We start from the raw sequence: 19,569 nt of genomic DNA, 5'->3' as shown, positions 1-19,569 counted from the left end.
TTATTGAGTGAATTATATCACCACCTCACTTAAAATAAAATTAATTAAACAATAAATTTTATTATTTAGAAATTTTATTCACCTGCACCATTCATTGTCATTATTATACTTAAAATTTATAACTTAATATCAAAATATATAAAAAATTTTAGTTTATATTTTTATTTGTATTAAAATTTACTTTACTTTTGCTCCAACATGACCATTATAAACTATATCTTCAGCTCTTATTGTTTCATTTTGTAAAATTTCAGCCACATCTTGCCCAATATCAAGCTTGTCTTTATCAAACTCTATATCTTCTTGATATGCATATACCATAGCGACAGAACCAACTCCATCTATCGCTTCTATCTCACGAAATTTTGCAACCTCGGCATTTACATCATCTGCAGTTATAACTGCTATAATTTTTGTATTTTGACTTGTTACGACCTCGCATTCACTCACACCTTTTAGTCTTGCTAAAACATCACCCAAAAAACTCTCATTTTTTAAATTTATTATCACACTTGATATATTCACTTAATTCTCCAAAACAAAATTTCATTATCAAAAGATGCACTTACCATCTCATTGCTATTAATAAAAGCTATGCTATTTATGGCTCTTTGTCCGGTTTTAATCTCTCCTATTTTATCACCATTTTTTGTATCTATCAGATATATATCGGTTAATTTTTCGCTCACATATGCACCAATATCTGCTTTTGTGTTTAATGCTACAGCATAAATAAGCGATCCTGGGCGCTTTTTTAATAAAGTATTATCACGATAAATGCCAAGCACACTATCAGCACCGCCGGTAATTAATACGTTGTTTTTATATGCTATAGAGTATATGTTATCTGTATGTATATCTATAATGCTTGTAAAATCGTCCTTTTTAAAATCATAAAAATAGACTTTGCCGCTTTCTGGTGCTAGCAAAATTTGATTTTTATCGTCGGTCATATGTATAGCAGAAAGCATTGCGGTAGATATTTTAAAACTTTTAAAAATTTCATCAAGCTTTATACTGTAAAAGTAGATCTCATTGCTAATAGATGATAGTATCAGTGTTGAACTATCTAAAAACAATGCAGATTTTATGGCCTCGTTTTTAACCTTAATGCTTTTTAATTCGCCGTTACTATAGCTATAAAGAATTTTTTTGCCATAATCATCATCAGCTAATATAATAATCTTTTGATTTAACACATCTAGGCTAAGCACATTTGCATGAGTATCGTCTTCGAAAAAATTTTTAATACGTTTTAATTTAATTTTGTCAATAAATTTATCTTTTTTAATATCGTAAATATCTATTACGCCATCAATGGTGCTAATGTAAATTTTGTCATCTATAACGAAAATTTTAAGAACCTTATTGTCGACTTTTATACTTTTGTATGGTCTGTCTATTGTAAAGCAAAACAATAAATTTACAAACAAAATTATAGCAAACACTACTCTCATTACACTGCCTTTATATCTATACTTTGTTTAAAACACGCACTAATGCACTCACCACAATTTACGCATTTTTCATTGATAACAGGACGAAATACGCCCAAAAACTCAATCGCTTTATATTTGCAAACGTCTTGACAATTGCAACAAATAACATCATTCCATGCCAAGCATGTGCTTACATCTATGCTAGTTTTTGCTGTGATTTTTTCATCAAATTTCAAGCTAAGCACACCATTGCCCAGGCTCTCACAAGCCTTTGCACAATCTTGACAAAAGTTACATCCATTTTTTTTGAAATTTAAACTAACTTTGTTCTCACTAAAAACAATCACATTACGTTTGCACGAACTTACACAAAATCCATTACATTTAGCACAGTTAAATTCTCCGCCAAAATATGGCGGAGCGATAGGTTTAAGCTCATGCTTTTTGCTTGGTCTAAACCTATCAAAAAACTCCCTTTTTTGCACTTACTTTATACCATCATTTAAAACATCAAGCAGATTTGATTTCTCGCTTCCATTGTCTTGTCTAAAATCAGCTTTAAAATTATTGTTTATTGGTGCTTTCGCATTTGATAGTGGCACATGGCAAGTATCACAGTTAAATCTCTCATCATGAAGCACTCCGCCTTTATCTTTTTTGTTTCTTATGTCATATAGATGCGATGCTGGAATTGCCGTAGCGCCACTATCTGCGGCAAACTCAGGCATGTGACAAGTCACACACATATTCATATCTTTTGTAATTGGCACTAGACCTTCGATATCATGCGGAATAAACGGCGGTGCGTTTTCAAACGAACGCTCTATCTTTTTTGACATACCAGCTGGTTCATTACTCCATGTGATATCCTTTGCAACTACGCTATTTTCATCCAATAAATCAACGTTTCTATAGCCTATCTCAGTATCGCTTAACTCTTTTTGGCTCATGGCACAGCTAACTAAAAATGCAGCCAAAACCATAGGTAAAATATATTTTAATCTCATTTTTAACTCCTTAAATTTCTAATACTAAATCCAAGTGCGTCGTCTTCGCACACATCTATACATCGTCCGCAACTTATACATTCGCTGTTTTTTACTATATCGCTTCGTTTTGCTATCATGTCTAAAACGTGATTTTCTGGGCAAATTTTTAAACACTTTGCACAATTTGTGCATTTGCTAACATCGTGTTTAATGCGAAGTAGTGAAAATTTTGACACCACAGCATAAAATGCACCAAGTGGGCAAATATAATTGCACACTCCACGCTTTAATATAAACATATCAAACGCCAAAATGCAGCCAATAACCGCTACCACTGAGCCTTGCAAAAACACGATTCCGCGAGAAACAAGTCCAACAAAGCTAACCATTTCAAATGCTGCTACACCTAAAACTAGTGATAACAAAAGCGTAAGCACTAGTAAAATATAGCGGAAATTTCTACTTATATTTATGGTGGATTTATCATTTTCAAAACCTAGTTTAAGTCTTAGATTAAACGCTAAATCACTTATGATATTTACAGGGCAAACCCAGCCACAAAATGCACGAGGGGCGATTATGGCATAAAAAATTAGCACCAAAATAGCTCCTATAATCACGCTAGTACTAAATCCCATACCGGCCAAAAGAAGCTGCACAACAGCAAACGGATCGGCTAATGCAATTTTGTCAAATAGCAAAGATGAACCAAAATCCCCGCTTAAAATTTTAATGCCATAAAAATTTCCAGCCACAAATAATGCTAAAATTCCAAACTGAACCAAACGTCTAAAAAGTAAAATTTTCATCATAACTCTCCATCGTTTAGATAATTTGTAATCTTTTTGCTATCAAATTTTAGGTCTTTATTTATGCCGTCATTTTTTACATCGGCACCCTCAACCCATCCTTGCACGTAGTTATCTCCAGCCATACCTAGCACCCTATCACGCTCAATTATAGTAATTGCTGGTTTGTCTGTAACACAAGCATGCTCACACACTCCGCATCCAGTGCAAACATTGTTGTCTACAATAGGCAACATAAATGCGTGTTTTTGTGTGCGTTCATTGCGTTTTAGTTCTATTTTTAACGCCTTGTCTATCATTGGACAGGCACGATAACAAGCATCGCATCTAAGACCCCAGTAGGCTATACAATTTGCAGTATCAACAACTGCAACGCCCATCCTTGCCTTTGTAATATCTAGTTTATTGTCTGTATTTATTAAACTAGCATCAAGTGCATTTGTTGGACAGGCTGGTACACAAGGAACGGCACCACACATGTAGCACGGAATTTTTCGTGGCGTAAAATAAGGCGTCCCAATTGCTACACCATCGCCAAACTCAGCAAGTTTAAGCGTGTCAAACGGACAGGCATTTACGCATAAGCCACACCTAATACAGGCAGCCAAAAAGTCTTTTTCATTTTTTGCTGCTGGTGGACGTAGCAAAGTAGTAGTACTAGCGTTTGCTGCCACGCTCCATGCATATCCACTAGCTAGTGCTAAAGCTGTAGCTTTAACACCAAATTTTAACGCGTCGCGTCTTTGCATGATTATGCCTTGTAAATTTTAACCGCACACTTTTTAAAATCGGTCTCTTTAGATATAGGACAAGTCGCATCCAAGCATACTTTATTTATATATACATTTTCGTCAAAAAACGGCACATATACTAGTCCAACAGGTGGCTTGTTGCGACCGTTTGTCTCTACTCTAGCTTTTACTTTGCCACGTCTGCTTTCTACCCAAACTATCTCATTTTTGCTAACACCTAGTTTTGTTGCATCGTCTTCATGCATGTAGCATAATGCCTCAGGCACCGCACGATATAGCTCAGGCACACGCATAGTCATCGTGCCTGTATGCCAATGCTCTAACACACGTCCAGTGCATAGCCAAAATGGATAATCACTGCTTGGCATTTCGCATGGATCCATATATGGGCGGAAGAAAATTTTAGCCTTATTTGATAGAGATTTTTTCTCTTTGTCTGTTACTTGTGTCAAATCTCCACTTGGCAAACTTGCATTTTTGTTGCCATAAAATGCAAATTTCTCATTTGGGTTTGCCTTTTTAGCATATGGATCAAAGCTTGTATTAAATCTCCATTGAGTCTCTTTGCCATCAACAACCGGCCATCTAAGACCCCTTACTTTATGATAGGTATCAAAATCAGCCAAATCATGCCCATGACCTACGCCAAATTTTCTATACTCTTCCCATAGGTATTTATGCACGAAAAATCCATATCCTTTAAATACTTTGCCATCGCTACCGATAACATTTCTTTTATCGCCAAATACTTCTGAATTATCAAAATCTTGCATTATCTCGTCTTTTGCAGGATAGCTCTTTGCTTCTTCGTTTGCAAACAACACATCAAACAATGTTGCATTTTCATCATATCCCATTGCTTTTGCTTCGCTCATTACATCTGGCAACGTAACTTTGTCATTTAGTTTGGTTTCTTTCCAGAACTCTGAAATTTTAAAGCGTTTTGAAAACTCAAGCATTTGCCAGACATCACTCATGGCCTCGCCAACTGGAAGCACTTGCTGTCTCCACTGCTGTGTTCGACGCTCAGCATTGCCATATGCACCCCATTTTTCGTATATCATAGCAGTTGGCAAAATCAAATCTGCAACTTTGGCTGAAATTCCAGGATATGCGTCTGAAACGACTATAAAATTATCCATTTCACGAGCGGCTTTGATCCAGTGATTTGCGTTTGCTGAGTTTTGCCATGGATTATTTACTTGAACCCATATAAATTTATTCTTGCCATCTTCTAAATCGCGTAGCATTTTCATATAGTGCGATCCTGGTGTGCCACTTAGTGTGTCTTTTGGAAGTTTCCAAATTTTTTCCGTTATCTCTCTGTGTTTTGCATTATTTACAACCATATCAGCAGGCAACCTATGCACGAACGTTCCAACTTCTCTAGCTGTTCCGCATGCACTTGGTTGCCCTGTAAGAGAAAACGCCCCACATCCAGGAAGTGACTGCTTACCAAGCAAGAAATGCACCGCATACATTAGCTCATTTACCCATGTGCCACGTTGATGCTGGTTAAAACCCATCGTCCAAAAGCTTACAACACGCCTATTTTTCTCTATGTATAAATTTGCTAGTTCCTTTAATTTTGCCTTAAATGTCTCAATATCTTCATTCGCATCGCCCTTGGCTATCTTTGCGACATAATCAAGCGTGTATGGTGCAAGAGCTTTTTTATACTCTTCAAAGCTTATATGCCAGTGGTTTGCAGCGGTATTTGTGTTTTTGTTTTCTAGAGTATCACCAGCCTTGTAACCTAAATATGCCAAGCTAACGCCCTCGGCCTCGCTTAAAATTTTTGATTTTTCCGTGGCAGCGGTATCTAGTTCACTACTATTATATTTTGCATGTTTGATATCTGGACGCAATCCGTAGCCTATATCAGCTGGACCTGTAGTAAATACACAGTGTTTATTTACAAAATCCCAATCAATTGCCTTAGGATTATTATAAACTATTTCACGTGCTATATAGTTTAATATCGCAACATCAGAGCTTGGAGCAAAGATTATCTCAGTATCGGCTAAATTTGATGTGCGAGTTGAGTAGGTGCTTAAGTTTATAACCTTAACTTTTTGCGGATCGCTTAATTTTCTATCACTAACTCTAGCCCATAAAATCGGATGCATCTCAGCCATGTTTGCACCCCATGTTACAATAGTATCTGTAAGCTCAATATCATCATAGCATCCTGCTGGTTCATCTATGCCAAAAACTTGCATAAATGCTACAACTGCCGAAGCCATACAGTGTCGTGCATTTGGATCGATATTGTTGCTTCTAAATCCGGCTTTCATCATTTTTGAAGCAACATAGCCCTCTTGAATTGTGTATTGTCCTGAGCCTAAAATACCAACACCATGTGGCCCAAGCTCGTTATATGCTTTTCTAAATTGAGCCTCCATCACGTCAAAAGCTTGTTTCCAGCTTACACGTTTAAATTTGCCCTTTTTATCAAACTCACCTTTTTCATTTACTCTTAAAAGCGGACTTGTAAGACGATCTTCGCCATACATAATTTTAGCCGTAAAATAACCTTTAATACAGTTTAAACCCCTATTTACCGGTGCTTCTGGATCACCTTTAACTGCTACAATTTTGCCATCTTTTGTAGCGACCATGATACCGCATCCCGTACCGCAAAATCTACAGGCTGATTTATCCCATCTCCAGCCTTTTTCTCCCTCGTTTGCATTTAAATTGCTAGGAAGTGCTACACCAGCACTAGCACATGCTGCGGCTGCTGCGGCTTGTTTTATGAAATCTCGTCTTTGCATATTTTCTCCTTTATGCACTAAATTCAAGGTTTTTATAATACCCAAGTAGTTTTAATATTTTATTGATGTAAATCAATTTAAATAATACATATTCTTGCAATGCGTAAAAGTGTTACACTATATCTAAAATATAAAAGTCCCTTATTTAAGACCTTAAGCTATTATTTTGTCTATATTATTACAAAGCAACAAAAAAACAAAATGCTTATAATGACAAACAGATACATCTGTTGTTTTTAAATTTAAAAGTAAGCTAAAATAGAATTTAATATTATATTTATCTTAAAAACTTACCTTAATCTTGTATTATAAGACCTAGATTTGTTTAAAACAAGCATTACTTCGTAAGCACTTCGCTTTTTTTAAGGAAACATTTTGCTTTGCGAAAACGATTCGCTTGTTTTGCACTAATTAAAAACTAAAATTTGTAAAATTTTGCGTAAATTATTTTGCTAAATTTAGCACCAAAAGAGCATAAAAGCAGTAAAGTAGAGTTTAATATTAAGAGATAAAGTAGCCTGTTTGTAGCTTTGTATTTCTAGATTTAGACATTTTTGCAAGTAAAAATAAAGTTATAGCTATATCTTATTAAGTCAAATCAAGACTAAAATTTATTTGACAAGGTGCACTAACAAATAATTAATGCAAATTAGTATTTGGCGTGAAAGAGAGAAATCTCTCTTTCATGTTTTACCACATGCAACGTCCGCTAGCACACTGATTTACGGCGTCAGCACTTGGTAGTCTTGCATTGCCACGTCTATGGTCTCCAAAACCAGTACAATTATCAAACGAAATAACATAATTAAAGGTATTTTGATACACCTCTCCCACTCTTAAAACAGCCAATGCATTAACGTTTGCTACCGTGCTTCCCATATCTCCTAGCATATGGCGTAGATGTGCCACATTAGTTGTATTTTGCATGTAAATTCTTAAATCTCGTAGGTCTATATTTGGTGCGTTTGTTGGTATCACCCTAACGCCTGTGCTTGTGCGAAGCATAACGCTTGCATGACCACTTGGTTGCGTATCGCCTGGTGCTGTGCGAGAGAGCATCGCTAGGTAGATGCTTCCAACCGGTTCTTGAAAAATCCTAGCTAAAATCTCATCTATTCCGCCACTTGTCTGGCTTTGACCTACCATAGCCCAGTCATATTGTGGTAGCATTTGAATAGAGCTTGCAAATGCTAAATTTACAGAGTTTGTAAATATATCTGCCTCTACTCTAACTGGCAAACTATAATATTGTGCAATATCAGCAAGCGTTCCAAAAAGTAGTGAATTTCTAGCACGAAAACTTATAAATGGATCAACGTTTGCTTCGGTATTAAAAAAGTAACCGCCGTTTGCTCTTGGATGAAAAGGATCTTCTAAAATCTCAGCAATAATCTGATAAGCATGAAGCAAACAAGTACCACAAATGCCTACCACTGGACTTTCTGGTGTGGTGCTACGCACGATAGATAAAAGTCTTGGTTCCCATACTTCAATATCAATGCGATCTTGATTTTGTGTTAAATTTGGATTTAATGATTTATTTTTCATTAAACTTACTTTTGGTTTTTGTGAAAAATTACTATCAAAATTTACGTTTTGTCCCAACCCTATGTTTGACTTTATAGTAAATCCAGGTGCTGGGCAAAATGGCAGATTATCGCCTTCGTTGCCACCTATGAATCTCATCCAGTCTTGCATACTAAGATGCACAAAAAACTCTGATGTTGGCGAGTTTTGTGTGTCTTTGTTTAAAAACTCAAGTCTTGCAGTATATGGTTGCCCCCAGTGTATTCCGTATCGCGTGAGTCTTAGATAGTTTCCAGCTCTATCACGCATGGCTACTTTGCCGTTACCGATTAAAACTGGTCTAAAATATGCTAAATTTTTGCTTATACTTGGTGCCTTTGCGTCACTACATTTATCCCACCAAGCCCATGCCCAGTCCTTAGTGCCAACATTTGAGTTTAGGCATGAAATAGTTGGCGAAAATTTATCATAAGATGCAATATAACCATTTTGTAGATTATAATAAAGCACACCAAAATCAGTAGATGAAAACCCATTGTGAATGTAATATTTCACTCCGTCAGCATTCCACTGTAGATACATAGCTAGATTTAGTCCAGCAGGTGTGGCGTTTGTATTAAGCCACTCTTTCATCTCATTATCGATTATGTGTGCGTCTAGTTTTCTATCTAAAAATCTTGCGGCATACACGTATTTTCCATCATCTTTTAGACTATAAAAGCTATCGTTACTATAAAAAGAATCGCTCATTACTTTATATCTTTGTGTGCTTAAATTTATAGCACAAGGGCTTAAATAGGCATAGTCTTGCCCTATTGCTCCATTTGCTACTTCTTCTGGTGCAGTAATGCAAAACCAAGTGTCGTTTATGTTAAAAGCTAACCTACCAAATACATCATATCTAGCTGCTATCGCTTCTTTTGATGAGCAATCAACTAATTGCAAATAAGAGCCATTGTCAAAACTAGATGAAAATTTTGGAGCATAGCAGAGTTTTTTATTTCCAGCAACCCTAACTTGTATCTGTTTATCTTTTGGTTTATCAGCTAGAGCTTGAGAAGGCGTAGGCTTGGAATATAAAGATAAGAGATTTGGATTTGTGTTTTGATTAGGGCTACAACCTAATAATAAAAACATAGCCAGAGCCAACAAATAAATTTTTTTCATTTGTTATCCTTTAAAAAATAGTAATTTATTTTATTATTGATAATACATTTTATTATTTGTTAGAAATTATATAATTAAAATTTAAAATTTATTATAAATTTTAGCAACTAGAAAAAAATATAATTTTATTTTAATTTAATATAAAAAAATAATCCAAATAAAATTTCAATAACATTTTTTAAATATATGATATTTGCAGTAGTGTTATAAAAATATATTCACTAATTTTTAAATTTAAGCTATTTTATTAATTATTGTTTTTTGAAAAGTCAAGAAATACGCTATTTTTTAGCTTTTAGCCATAAAAGCTAAAAGCTAAAACTACTTAAAGTAGCATCGCACCTATTGTGCCGCCGATTATTAGCGGTATATTAAAAAATAAAAATGTCGGAACGCAAGTATCGTATATGTGATTGTGTCCGCCATCCATATTTAATCCAGCCGTTGGCGCTAAAGTGCTATCACTAGCTGGGCTACCAGCATCGCCAAGTGCAGCAGCAACTCCTATTAATAATATAGTGGCTGATACACTTAAGTTTAATGAACTACAAAATGGCACATAAATTGCCGCAATAACCGGAATCGTGCCAAAGCTAGAGCCAATGCCCATTGTGATTAGTAATCCTACTATAAGCATGATGAGTATTCCGCCTAGTTTGTTCCCTGATATCAAACTAGCAAAGCTTACAAGTTCGCTTATGCCACCACTTTCGCGTAATACTGCACCAAAACCAGCGGCCACTAGCAATATAAAAGCAATAAACGCCATCATAGCTAGTCCGTCGCTCATAACGTCATTTACTTTGTTGTATTCTATACCCTTAAACGCTATCATTGCAATTAGTCCTGATAAGGCACCAAGTGGCATATTTGAGGTATAAATTTGCACTCCAAACGCTATAAATGCACCAGCTAAAACCGCCCACTCTTTGCGTGTCATGTGCAAATTTTCATTATTTGTGGCTACAGTGACTTCTTGAGTGTTATAAACCCTGTCTTTTTTGTAAGCCAAAATCGCTAAAATCAAACCAACAAGCATGGATACACCGCCTATCCACATTACTTTTTGTATATCGCTTATGCTTACGATTAGTCCGTTATTTTTCATTTGGTCTTTTATAATATTAAAAAACAAAAGTCCAAAGCCAACTCCCATGGACAAATAAGGTGCTTTTAAACCAAATGTCAAAGCACAAGCTACGGCACGTCTGTCAAGTTTAATTTTGTTAAATAGTGGCAAAAGTGGCGGTATGAGAACAGGAATAAATGCAATATGAACTGGAATTAAATTTTGTGAAAGTGACGCTATAGCGGCGATTGCTAATACCAAATAGGTTGATTTTTTGCTGAGAATTTTACTAATTGCATTTATTAAAATAGCTGTTAAATTTGTTCTAGATATCGCCACAGCCAAAGCACCCAAAAGTATATAGCTTAAAGCTGTTTCTAGATTTCCTTTCATTCCAGCTACTAATATGCCAGTTGTTTCAACTAGTCCATGACCGCTAAGCAATCCAGCAAAAAGTGCTGAGATCAAAATAGAAAGCAAGATATTAAAGCGCAACAAACATAAAATCGTCATCAATACGATACTTAAAACCACTGGATTGGTTAGCATATTTAAGCCTTTGTTTAAAATTTCGTATAATAATACTAAAAATTAACTAAAATTTTAACTAATTTAAAAAAATATTTAAGTTGCTAAATTAAATATTTAAAATTCAATTTAACATAAGAAAAAAATAGTAAATTTAGACCTTTTATAAAGGCTTAAAGTTTGATTAGTAAAAAGCAAGAAATCACGGCTGATTTTGCCCTTGTTATTGTTGCGTTAGTTTGGGGAGTTACATTTTTGCCAATGGCTAAGGCTCTACAAACTAATGGTGTATTTACGCTACTTTTTTGGCGATTTTTAATTGCATCTATACTGATGGTGCTAATAAGCTTAAAATTTATTAAAAAAATAGACATAAAAGGCATAAAATACGGCTTAATAGTTGGTGTATTTTTATTTTTTGGATTTGCCTTGCAAACATTTGCTCTTAAATACACACTAAGCTCAACAGTTGCGTTTATTACGGGGCTTGTTGTTGTATTTGTGCCATTTTTAATGTGGGCAATTTTTAAATTAAATATAAAATTTCACTCATACTTAGGTGCTATATTTGCCGCAGTTGGTCTTTATATACTTTGTGATGGAGATCTTGGTTTTGGGCTTGGAGAGCTGCTTAGTTTGGTGTGTGCATTTGCCTATGCATTTGAGATTATTTTGGCTGGATATTATGTAAAAAAGTGTGAAATTTTCATCATGGTTACTACTGAATTTATCGTTGTAGCCGTGTTATCTTTTATTTGTGCGATTATTTTTGAAGGCTCGTATTTGCCAGTGCTTGATAGTGCGTTTATTTGGGCGGTTGGCATTACTGCTACATTTGCAACCGTGTTTGCGTTTTTTGTCCAAAACATAGCCCAACGCTATACTTCATCTGTAAAAACGGCTCTTATTCTTACTCTGGAGCCAGTTTCGGCTGGATTTATTGGATACTATTTTGGTGCTGAAATTTTATCAACGTGGCAAATTTTTGGTGCATTTATTATTTTAGTTGGCATATTAATTAGTGAAATTGGTTCGTATTTTTTCGAAACAATCGTAAATAAAAAACGCCTTAAAAGATAAAATTACTCCGTGAAATTTTTGTGAGAATTTAATATTTTGTGTTAAAATCTCACCTTTTTTAAGGGGGAACAATGAAAATTACAGAGTTAAGGGCCGATATTTTATTAATTTTAACGGCTATTATTTGGGGGGCTACGTTTTTGCCAATGGCAACTGCAACAGTTACTAACGGCGTGTTTGTTTTGCTATTTTGGCGATTTTTAATAACCTTTTTTATCATGGTGCTAATCGCTTATAAATTCTCGTCAAAGCTAGATTTTAAAGCCATAAAATACGGTCTTATTTTAGGGATATTTTTATTTGTAGGCTTTAGTTCTCAAACTTTTGCGTTTAAATTTGCTCAAACTGCAAACGTCGCATTTATAAGCGGTCTAAACGTCGCCATCGTGCCATTTGTGGTTTATGCGTTTTTTAAAGAAAAGATAAGCATTTACGCATATATCGGCGTGGCTTTGGGCTGTGTTGGGCTTTATTTTTTAAGCGATCCTAGTGCTGGTTTTACAAAGGGCGAGGCGTTAAGCGTAGTTTGTGCATTTGCATGGGCATTTCACATCGTTTTTACTAGCCATTTTGCTAGAAAATGTGAGCTTTTTACGCTTTTAGCGACGCAGTTTATCGTTATCGTGGCTTTGTCGGCAATTTTTGCAAATGTGTTTGATGGCGGCATAAATCCAACGCTTGATTATAACTTTTATAAAGCGATGGTTATAAGCGTTATTTTTGCTTCGATTTTTGGATTTATCATGATGGGAACTATGTTAAGACTAACAACACCTGTAAAAGCGGCTTTGATTTTTACTCTTGAGCCAGTTTCGGCTGGAATTTTGGGCTATTTTATAGGTGGTGAGACATTTGGCATGATGCAAATTATTGGAGCCGTTATTATAATTAGTGCAATCTTGATAAGTGAAATAGGCACCATAAAGTCAAAACAAGCCTGATTTAAACACTATCGCTACTTAATTTTTGTAAGTGGCGATAGATGCTTGGTTCTGATAAATTTAGATATTTTGCTACTTTTGATATCGCACCTTTTATGTTAAATATCCCATTTTCATATAGTTTTGCTATGCACTCAGCTCTATTTTTGGGCTTTAAATCAGATATGTCTAAATCATGCGTTTTTAGCACGCTTTCAATTATCTCTTCTATGTCTTGGCTTAGTTGCTCAACGGCCTCTGTTGTTGGAAGCTTTGGCTCATTTGGCAAGACATTTGCTAGACGCAAAATTTCATTTGAGATTTTTTCAAACTCTGAGTTGTCATAATTTATACAAAGCATACCAGTGAGTTTGCCATTTTCTTTTATGAAAAACGTTGAGCCATTTAGCTTTTTTTTAAGTTTTGTTGAAGCTTTATAATTTGTTATAAAATCTGTTTGTAGGTATTTTTTGCTTTGCATTATCTCAAGTGCAAATCCTGTCATTGGAGAATTTACCGTCCGTCCGCTTATATGCGAATTAGCAATTGCTGCTATACTTGCTCCATCATCAGTTATATCGTGTAGGACTATTTCATAATTGTATCCCAAAACATCGCCTAAAAACTCAACCAATTTTACATATTTTTCTTTCATGGCTTGTGTCATAAGATCCCCCAAAATTTTCACTATATTTTAGCAAAAAATTTCTTTTGTTTTATAGAAATTTAAGTTTTTATATATTTTTAGTTCTGCTTTTGTTACTATTTGGTTTTAAGTTTGTTTTTCTAGGACAAAAGTTATTTAAACTAATGAAATTTTAATAACTTTTGGCTAGAATTTTAAGCAAGGAGAGATGATGATATATAAAGATGATTTTATCAATATACAGCGTGAAGATAGCTATTTGCCATGGGTTAAAATTTTTACAAATCACGCATATAAAGAGTTAAGTGAGTGTGATAGTAATACTAGAAATAGACTATTTGAAGTGCTTTTGATAGTAGAAAAAACGATGCTTGAGTTTTATAATCCAACCAAAATAAATATCGCAAGTTTTGGCAACTACGTGCCACATGTGCATATTCATGTAACAGCAAGATTTGAAAACGACACACACTATCCAAACTCAATGTGGGGCGAAAAAATAAGGGATTGTGAGCTAAATTTGCCAAATTTTGACGAGTTTAGTAAAATTTTGGTGAGTAGATTATGAAAAGTAAATCTGTAGCGATTACGGCTGGGGTATTGGCTGTCATTATAGTGTTATTGCTTAGTTATTTTTATATAGAATACTCCAATGAAAGAGAGTTAAACTCGGCTAGAATGTTTTTGGATTATCAAGTAAAACAGCTAAATAAAAACATCGAAGATCAAAAACTATCATCACTAGCATTAGCAAAACTAATAGGGCAAAATGACGGCGTTCAAGACTGCTTTATTAAAGATGATAGACAAGAGTGCATGGATAAAATTTCAAATATTGTCTCTAGTTTAAATTCTGTCTCAATGTATAAAAATATCAAAATTCACCTACACACTAGAGATTTTAAAAGCTATCTTAGAAGCTGGAATTTTACGCGTTTTGGAGATGATTTGGCTTCGTTTAGATTTTTACTAAAAGAAGCCGATCGCATAAAGGCACCAGTTGCAGGGATAGAAAATGGCATAGCTGGAACATTTATAAGAGCTATATCAAACGTAACAAAACAAGGCACGAAGCTTGGCACGATAGAGGTTATGCTTGATTTTGACCATATAAGCGGATTTTTTAAAGAGCAAGGCATCGATCTTTTTGTATTAATTGATAAAAACAAAACAAAGATAATAAGAAGCATACAGGCTGATAATCTTTTAGATGATTATTATGTGTCAAACTATACAAGCACAAATCTAAATGCGATTGAAATTTTAAAAGAGATAGATTTTGAAAATGTAAATTTTTACAAATCACGCACTCATTATTTTGCCGTTACGCCGCTTGTTGATATGAGTTTAAACCGACTTGGATATTATGTGCTGCATATCAACAAGGATTTAAAAGAGCAAAGTTTGCTAAATGAAAATTTCTTTTTCAACTCGCTCTTTTAGCAAAAGTTATCGTAGTATATTAAGCTTAGATTTTGATTTTAGTTTTTCAAAATAATCATGTGCGGCTCGGTCTTGTTCGGCTTGGTGCATCTGATTTAGGATTTGGTTTTTAGCTTGCTGAAAACTAGCTGTTTTTAGCCCACTCTTTTTTTTGACGTAAAATGCATCAAAGCCATTTTGAGCCTTTAAAATGCCAGTAAAGCTTGCATCTTGTGTTGCTGATATGATAGCTACTAACTGCGGTGGTATGTTTTGGCTATCAAGCGTGATATTTTGTGTTTGAACCCCATTTATCGGCTTAGTGCCTGATGCGATTTGTTTTTGGAGTGTATCAGCATCTAAGGCTCTATAAAGTGTAACCTCAGCCGTGCTAAATGTCGTAAATTGATTGATATTTGCCTCGTAATAGTTTCTGGCTGAGTTTTCATCTATGTTTTTACCAGCCTCGCTTAGTATATTTTTGTATAGTTTTTCTTGTTGGATTGATTTTTGTATATCGTTTTTAAAATCTGTAAATTTTACGCCTTGCTTATACTCTATATGATCTCTAAACTGAGCCATACTCATGCCATTTTGCCTAGCTATTGCATCTATGCGCTGATTGATTTCAAGCTGTGTGGCTACTATGCCTAAATTTTTAATTTGAGCTTGCTCTAGCCTATCTCTAATAAGCAAGTCTAATGCTCTTTGCTTATCTACATTTAGCTCTTTTTTAACACGTTCAATCTCATATAGTGTTATTGCTTCATTTTCTATAATCGCCGCTATGCCATTTACAAGCTCTGATGATAAAGCAAATGTGCCAATAATTGAAGCAAGAAATAGTTTTTTAACCATGTAAAACCTTTATTAAAGAATTTTTTAATATAATTTTGCGATATTATAACATAAAAACAAAGGTAAAAATGATGATTGTTACTAGATTTGCTCCGTCTCCGACTGGGTATTTACATGTTGGAGGGCTTAGAACAGCATTGTATAGTTATTTGTACGCTAGAAAAAATAAAGGAAAATTTCTACTTCGCATAGAAGATACTGATTTAAAACGAAACTCAAAAGAGGCAACCATCGCTATAAAAGAGGCATTTAAATGGTGTGGGTTAGAGCATGATGGCGAAGTAACATATCAATCTGAGCGATTTGATATCTACAAGCAATACATAAAAAAGCTACTTGATGAGGGCAAAGCTTATAAGTGCTATATGAGCAAAGATGAACTAGATGCGTTAAGGGCCAAGCAAGAAGCAAGAAAAGAGCGTCCAAAATATGACAACAGATATCGCAACTTCACAGGCACACCGCCAAGTGGTATTGAGCCTGTTATACGTATCAAAGCACCAGAGAGTGGCGAGATAGTAATACATGACGGAATAAAGGGCGAAGTTAAATTTCAAGTAAATGATATACTTGATGATTTTATAATCGCTAGAAGTGATGGCACACCGACTTATAACTTTGTTGTTGTAATTGATGATGCATTAATGGGCGTAACACACGTGATAAGAGGCGATGATCACCTGTCAAATACGCCAAAGCAGATCGTGCTATACGAGGCACTAGGCTTTAAAATGCCTGAGTTTTTTCACGTAGCCATGATAAACGGCGAAGATGGATCAAAGCTAAGCAAACGACACGGTGCGACTGATGTCATGGAGTATAAGCAGATGGGGTATTTGCCAGAAGCCTTGCTTAATTTTTTAATTCGCCTTGGCTGGAGTCATGGAGATGATGAAATTTTTAGCATGGATGATATGTTAAAATACTTTGATCCATACGCTATAAACAAATCTGCAAGCACTTATAACAAAAGCAAACTTGAGTGGCTAAACGCACACTATATCAAAACGATGCCTTTTGAACGGTTGGCTAAAGAGATGTTGTATTTTGGTGTTGATTTTAAAGCTCACAAAAAGGGTGAATTACTGCTTGATATCTTAAGAGAGCGTTCAAAAACTCTTGTTGAACTAAAAGATAGTGCAAATGCTATTTTAAATCGCCCAACACAATACGAACAAAAAGCGGTAGATAAATTTATCACGCCTACTTCATTAGATATTTTAGAAAATTTTGCCAAAATTTTGACCTTGGATTTGGATGCAAAAGCTTATGAAGTGCTAACAAATGAGTTTTTAAACAAAAACAACCTAAAGCTTAAAGATTTAGCACAAACTCTTCGCATAAGTTTAGTTGGTTCTAGCGTGTCGCCTTCGATATTTGAAGTGCTTGAAGTGCTTGGAAGCAATGAGATAAAAACTAGAATTGCTAACGCTTTAAATGTCTTAAAAGTATAAATTTAAAAGGAATAAAATGAATAATGTAAAGCTTATAAAACACCCACTAATCGAGCATAAACTCACTATTTTAAGAGATGTCAAAACTCAGCCATTTCAATTTAGAATGCTAATTGATGAGATTAGCTACTTAATGATGTTTGAAGCAACTCGTGATTTGGCATTGCGTGAAGTTGATATCACTACACCTGTAACAAAAACCAAAGGGCATAAACTAGCTACAAAGGTTATGATTTGTCCGATTTTGCGTGCAGCACTTGGTATGCTTGATAGCGTATTTAAGCTAATGCCTGATGCGAGTGTTGGGTTTTTAGGATTTCAACGCAACGAAGAGACTGCAAAAGCAGAATTTTTTTACGCTAAGCTTCCTAGTGATTATGCAAATCGCACAGCAATTATCATAGACCCTATGTTTGCAACTGGTGGAACTGCAATAGATGCTGTAAAATTTTTAAAAGACAAGGGCGTTAGGGATATTAAATTTATATCAATAATTGCCGCACCTGAAGGCTTAAAAAGATTTAGTGAAGTTTATCCGGATGTAGCGGTATATACAGCTGCTATTGATGAGTGTTTAAATGATAAAAACTATATTGTTCCAGGATTAGGGGATGCTGGAGATAGAGTATTTAACACTAATTAAAATAGGGGGCTTACCCCCTAAAACTATGCCTTTTTTATCCTAAAAAACATACCAAGACATACAAACGCTCCAACTACACCCATGATGGTTGAGATACTCATATCAAGATTAAAGCCTATTTTTGCATTTGCAAGATAAGCTATAACAACCGCCGTCATAAATATCGCAGGAATAGTTGTAATCCAGTGAAATTTACCGCGTTTATACATATATGCCGATGCCGCCCATAGCATTATGGCTGCTGTAGTTTGATTTGCCCAGCCAAAATATCTCCAAACGATGTTAAAATCAACTTTTGATATGATAAAACCAACCACAAACAGCGGAATAGCTATATAAAGTCGCTTGATTATCTCTTTTTGTGAAAGCTTGAAAAAATCAGCTATAATAAGACGTGCTGAACGAAACGCCGTATCGCCTGATGTAATAGGCAAGATAACAACGCCAAGTATCGCTATGATGCCACCAACGCTGCCTAAAAGTGCTATTGATATCTCATGCACTACTCCAGATGGCGAACCAGCATCAAGTGCTGCTTTAAAAAGCTCAGGCGAGTCATAAAAACTAAGCCCAAGTGTGCACCAAATAAGCCCTATAATACCCTCAAGTATCATTGCTCCGTAAAATATCATCCTGCCTGATTTTTCATCTTGTATGCATCTAGCCATTAGTGGCGATTGCGTAGCGTGAAAACCAGAAATCGCACCGCACGATATAGTAACAAAAAGCAAAGGCCATATAGGCAAACCACTAGGATCGTAGTTTGTAAAAAAATCAAGCCCAACTGAGTAAAATTCTCTATCGCTAAACATAAGCCCTATAGTAAGTCCAAATGACATAAATAGCAACAAAGCACCAAAAAATGGATAAAGTCTGCCTATAATTTTATCAATAGACACCAAGGTAGCAATTATGTAGTATGCAAAAATTATCCCAACCCAAATCGCAACATCCATTGACGTAAGCCCAGCAAGTAGCTTTGCTGGACCTAGCACGAATACAACGCCAACAAGCACTAATAAAACTAAAGCAAAAATATTCATAAACTGCTTTGCCCAAACACCAAGATGATCGCCAACAACAGTAGGCACAGAAGCACCATTTGAACGCACACTAAGCATACCTGAAAAATAATCATGCACCGCACCAGCAAAAATACACCCAAAAACTATCCATAGCATAGCCACTGGACCATATAACGCTCCTAAAATTGGACCAAATATAGGACCAAGTCCAGCGATATTTAAAAGTTGTATTAAGAAAACTTTTGTATTTGACATCTTAACGTAATCAACTCCGTCAGCCATCGTTTGTGCTGGAGTTTTACGCTCAGGATTTATGACAAAAATTTTCTCAACTATCTTTCCATATGTGAAATAGGCTACTATAAGCAACCCAACACAAAAGAAAAACCAAGTCATTTTACCTCCTAAAAGTTTATAGTTGATTTTTATTTTACTATATATTTAATAAATATTAAATAAAATTT

Annotated in this window: 18 protein-coding genes and 1 pseudogene; 6 read left to right on the top strand and 13 right to left on the bottom strand. The window is 35.1% G+C overall.

What is annotated here, in order from left to right:
- Positions 1–177 precede the first annotated feature (177 nt).
- From LQU93_RS06100 to LQU93_RS10105, 10 genes and pseudogenes are all read right to left on the bottom strand, one after another.
- A complete protein-coding gene (locus LQU93_RS06100; RefSeq protein WP_229932998.1) occupies positions 178–525 on the bottom strand; it encodes a chaperone NapD in 348 nt (115 codons plus the stop codon).
- The gene (locus tag LQU93_RS06095) at positions 522–1,457 is read right to left on the bottom strand and encodes a WD40 repeat domain-containing protein (protein ID WP_229932997.1); all 936 of its coding nucleotides are present in this window, start codon (positions 1,455–1,457) and stop codon (positions 522–524) included. The genes LQU93_RS06100 and LQU93_RS06095 overlap by 4 nt, the downstream gene beginning before the upstream one ends.
- Positions 1,457–1,924, bottom strand: a complete 468-nt coding sequence (locus tag LQU93_RS06090) for a 4Fe-4S binding protein (protein ID WP_229932996.1) — start codon at positions 1,922–1,924, stop codon at positions 1,457–1,459. Before LQU93_RS06090 ends, LQU93_RS06095 begins: the two co-directional genes overlap by 1 nt.
- Positions 1,925–2,446 (bottom strand): nitrate reductase cytochrome c-type subunit, encoded by a 522-nt coding sequence (locus LQU93_RS06085; protein ID WP_229932995.1) that lies wholly within the window; start codon positions 2,444–2,446, stop codon positions 1,925–1,927. It lies immediately after the preceding gene.
- 2 nt (positions 2,447–2,448) lie between these two features.
- Positions 2,449–3,237, bottom strand: a complete 789-nt coding sequence (gene napH / locus LQU93_RS06080) for a quinol dehydrogenase ferredoxin subunit NapH (protein ID WP_229933041.1) — start codon at positions 3,235–3,237, stop codon at positions 2,449–2,451.
- Positions 3,237–3,986, bottom strand: coding sequence for a ferredoxin-type protein NapG (napG, locus tag LQU93_RS06075; protein WP_229932994.1), 750 nt, complete (start codon positions 3,984–3,986; stop codon positions 3,237–3,239). The genes napH and napG overlap by 1 nt, the downstream gene beginning before the upstream one ends.
- 2 nt (positions 3,987–3,988) lie before the next feature.
- Positions 3,989–6,766 carry a nitrate reductase catalytic subunit NapA gene (napA, locus tag LQU93_RS06070; RefSeq protein ID WP_229932993.1) on the bottom strand — a complete coding sequence of 926 codons (2,778 nt, stop codon included), beginning with the start codon at positions 6,764–6,766 and terminating at the stop codon, positions 3,989–3,991.
- Positions 6,767–7,456: 690 nt separating this feature from the next.
- The gene (locus LQU93_RS06065) at positions 7,457–9,460 is read right to left on the bottom strand and encodes a DUF1561 family protein (RefSeq protein WP_229932992.1); all 2,004 of its coding nucleotides are present in this window, start codon (positions 9,458–9,460) and stop codon (positions 7,457–7,459) included.
- Positions 9,461–9,785: 325 nt separating this feature from the next.
- Complete coding sequence (locus tag LQU93_RS06060) at positions 9,786–10,649, bottom strand: Na+/H+ antiporter NhaC family protein (RefSeq protein ID WP_418884069.1); 864 nt, start codon at positions 10,647–10,649, stop codon at positions 9,786–9,788.
- Between the two features lie 174 nt (positions 10,650–10,823).
- Positions 10,824–11,078, bottom strand: a pseudogene (locus LQU93_RS10105) (sodium:proton antiporter); the annotation flags it as partial.
- Between the two features lie 162 nt (positions 11,079–11,240).
- On the opposite strand from LQU93_RS10105, the gene LQU93_RS06055 reads away from it, so the two are divergent.
- The gene (locus tag LQU93_RS06055; RefSeq protein ID WP_418884068.1) at positions 11,241–12,137 is read left to right on the top strand and encodes a DMT family transporter; all 897 of its coding nucleotides are present in this window, start codon (positions 11,241–11,243) and stop codon (positions 12,135–12,137) included.
- 71 nt (positions 12,138–12,208) lie between these two features.
- Complete coding sequence (locus LQU93_RS06050) at positions 12,209–13,078, top strand: DMT family transporter (protein WP_229932989.1); 870 nt, start codon at positions 12,209–12,211, stop codon at positions 13,076–13,078.
- Position 13,079: 1 nt separating this feature from the next.
- Here LQU93_RS06050 and LQU93_RS06045 read toward each other — a convergent pair whose 3' ends face one another.
- Positions 13,080–13,724, bottom strand: a complete 645-nt coding sequence (locus LQU93_RS06045) for a helix-turn-helix transcriptional regulator (protein ID WP_229932988.1) — start codon at positions 13,722–13,724, stop codon at positions 13,080–13,082.
- 190 nt (positions 13,725–13,914) lie between these two features.
- Between LQU93_RS06045 and LQU93_RS06040 the strand changes: the two genes are divergently transcribed.
- Positions 13,915–14,271, top strand: coding sequence for an HIT family protein (locus LQU93_RS06040; RefSeq protein WP_229932987.1), 357 nt, complete (start codon positions 13,915–13,917; stop codon positions 14,269–14,271).
- On the top strand, positions 14,268–15,146 hold the full coding sequence (locus tag LQU93_RS06035; protein ID WP_229932986.1) for a cache domain-containing protein: 879 nt from the start codon (positions 14,268–14,270) through the stop codon (positions 15,144–15,146). Before LQU93_RS06040 ends, LQU93_RS06035 begins: the two co-directional genes overlap by 4 nt.
- A 6-nt stretch (positions 15,147–15,152) precedes the next feature.
- Here the strand turns inward: LQU93_RS06035 and LQU93_RS06030 are convergent, their stop codons facing one another.
- Positions 15,153–15,983: a peptidylprolyl isomerase gene (locus LQU93_RS06030; RefSeq protein WP_229932985.1), complete on the bottom strand. Its 831-nt coding sequence runs from the start codon at positions 15,981–15,983 to the stop codon at positions 15,153–15,155.
- A gap of 71 nt (positions 15,984–16,054) precedes the next feature.
- On the opposite strand from LQU93_RS06030, the gene gltX reads away from it, so the two are divergent.
- Complete coding sequence (gene gltX, locus LQU93_RS06025; RefSeq protein ID WP_229933040.1) at positions 16,055–17,437, top strand: glutamate--tRNA ligase; 1,383 nt, start codon at positions 16,055–16,057, stop codon at positions 17,435–17,437.
- Between the two features lie 16 nt (positions 17,438–17,453).
- Entirely contained in the window at positions 17,454–18,080 is a 627-nt protein-coding gene (upp, locus tag LQU93_RS06020; protein ID WP_229932984.1) for a uracil phosphoribosyltransferase, read from the top strand.
- 23 nt (positions 18,081–18,103) lie between these two features.
- Here upp and LQU93_RS06015 read toward each other — a convergent pair whose 3' ends face one another.
- The gene (locus tag LQU93_RS06015) at positions 18,104–19,501 is read right to left on the bottom strand and encodes a carbon starvation CstA family protein (RefSeq protein WP_229932983.1); all 1,398 of its coding nucleotides are present in this window, start codon (positions 19,499–19,501) and stop codon (positions 18,104–18,106) included.
- Positions 19,502–19,569: the final 68 nt, after the last annotated feature.

This window comes from Campylobacter majalis (assembly GCF_905120465.1).
GTDB classification, from domain to species: Bacteria; Campylobacterota; Campylobacteria; order Campylobacterales; family Campylobacteraceae; genus Campylobacter_A; species Campylobacter_A majalis.
The sequence above is the reverse complement of the archived record's forward strand: the minus strand, read 5'-3'. Positions and strand labels throughout refer to the sequence as shown.

What these genes read in the sequence shown, in the direction of transcription:
- LQU93_RS06040 (WP_229932987.1), top strand. Translation starts at nt 13,915, where the DNA reads ATGATATATAAAGATGATTTTATCAATATACAGCGTGAAGATAGCTAT.
- LQU93_RS06030 (WP_229932985.1), bottom strand. Translation starts at nt 15,983, where the DNA reads ATGGTTAAAAAACTATTTCTTGCTTCAATTATTGGCACATTTGCTTTA.
- LQU93_RS06015 (WP_229932983.1), bottom strand. Translation starts at nt 19,501, where the DNA reads ATGACTTGGTTTTTCTTTTGTGTTGGGTTGCTTATAGTAGCCTATTTC.
- LQU93_RS06085 (WP_229932995.1), bottom strand. Translation starts at nt 2,446, where the DNA reads ATGAGATTAAAATATATTTTACCTATGGTTTTGGCTGCATTTTTAGTT.
- gltX (WP_229933040.1), top strand. Translation starts at nt 16,055, where the DNA reads ATGATTGTTACTAGATTTGCTCCGTCTCCGACTGGGTATTTACATGTT.
- LQU93_RS06050 (WP_229932989.1), top strand. Translation starts at nt 12,209, where the DNA reads ATGAAAATTACAGAGTTAAGGGCCGATATTTTATTAATTTTAACGGCT.
- upp (WP_229932984.1), top strand. Translation starts at nt 17,454, where the DNA reads ATGAATAATGTAAAGCTTATAAAACACCCACTAATCGAGCATAAACTC.
- LQU93_RS06065 (WP_229932992.1), bottom strand. Translation starts at nt 9,460, where the DNA reads ATGAAAAAAATTTATTTGTTGGCTCTGGCTATGTTTTTATTATTAGGT.
- LQU93_RS06045 (WP_229932988.1), bottom strand. Translation starts at nt 13,724, where the DNA reads ATGACACAAGCCATGAAAGAAAAATATGTAAAATTGGTTGAGTTTTTA.
- LQU93_RS06035 (WP_229932986.1), top strand. Translation starts at nt 14,268, where the DNA reads ATGAAAAGTAAATCTGTAGCGATTACGGCTGGGGTATTGGCTGTCATT.
- napG (WP_229932994.1), bottom strand. Translation starts at nt 3,986, where the DNA reads ATGCAAAGACGCGACGCGTTAAAATTTGGTGTTAAAGCTACAGCTTTA.
- napH (WP_229933041.1), bottom strand. Translation starts at nt 3,237, where the DNA reads ATGAAAATTTTACTTTTTAGACGTTTGGTTCAGTTTGGAATTTTAGCA.
- napA (WP_229932993.1), bottom strand. Translation starts at nt 6,766, where the DNA reads ATGCAAAGACGAGATTTCATAAAACAAGCCGCAGCAGCCGCAGCATGT.
- LQU93_RS06095 (WP_229932997.1), bottom strand. Translation starts at nt 1,457, where the DNA reads ATGAGAGTAGTGTTTGCTATAATTTTGTTTGTAAATTTATTGTTTTGC.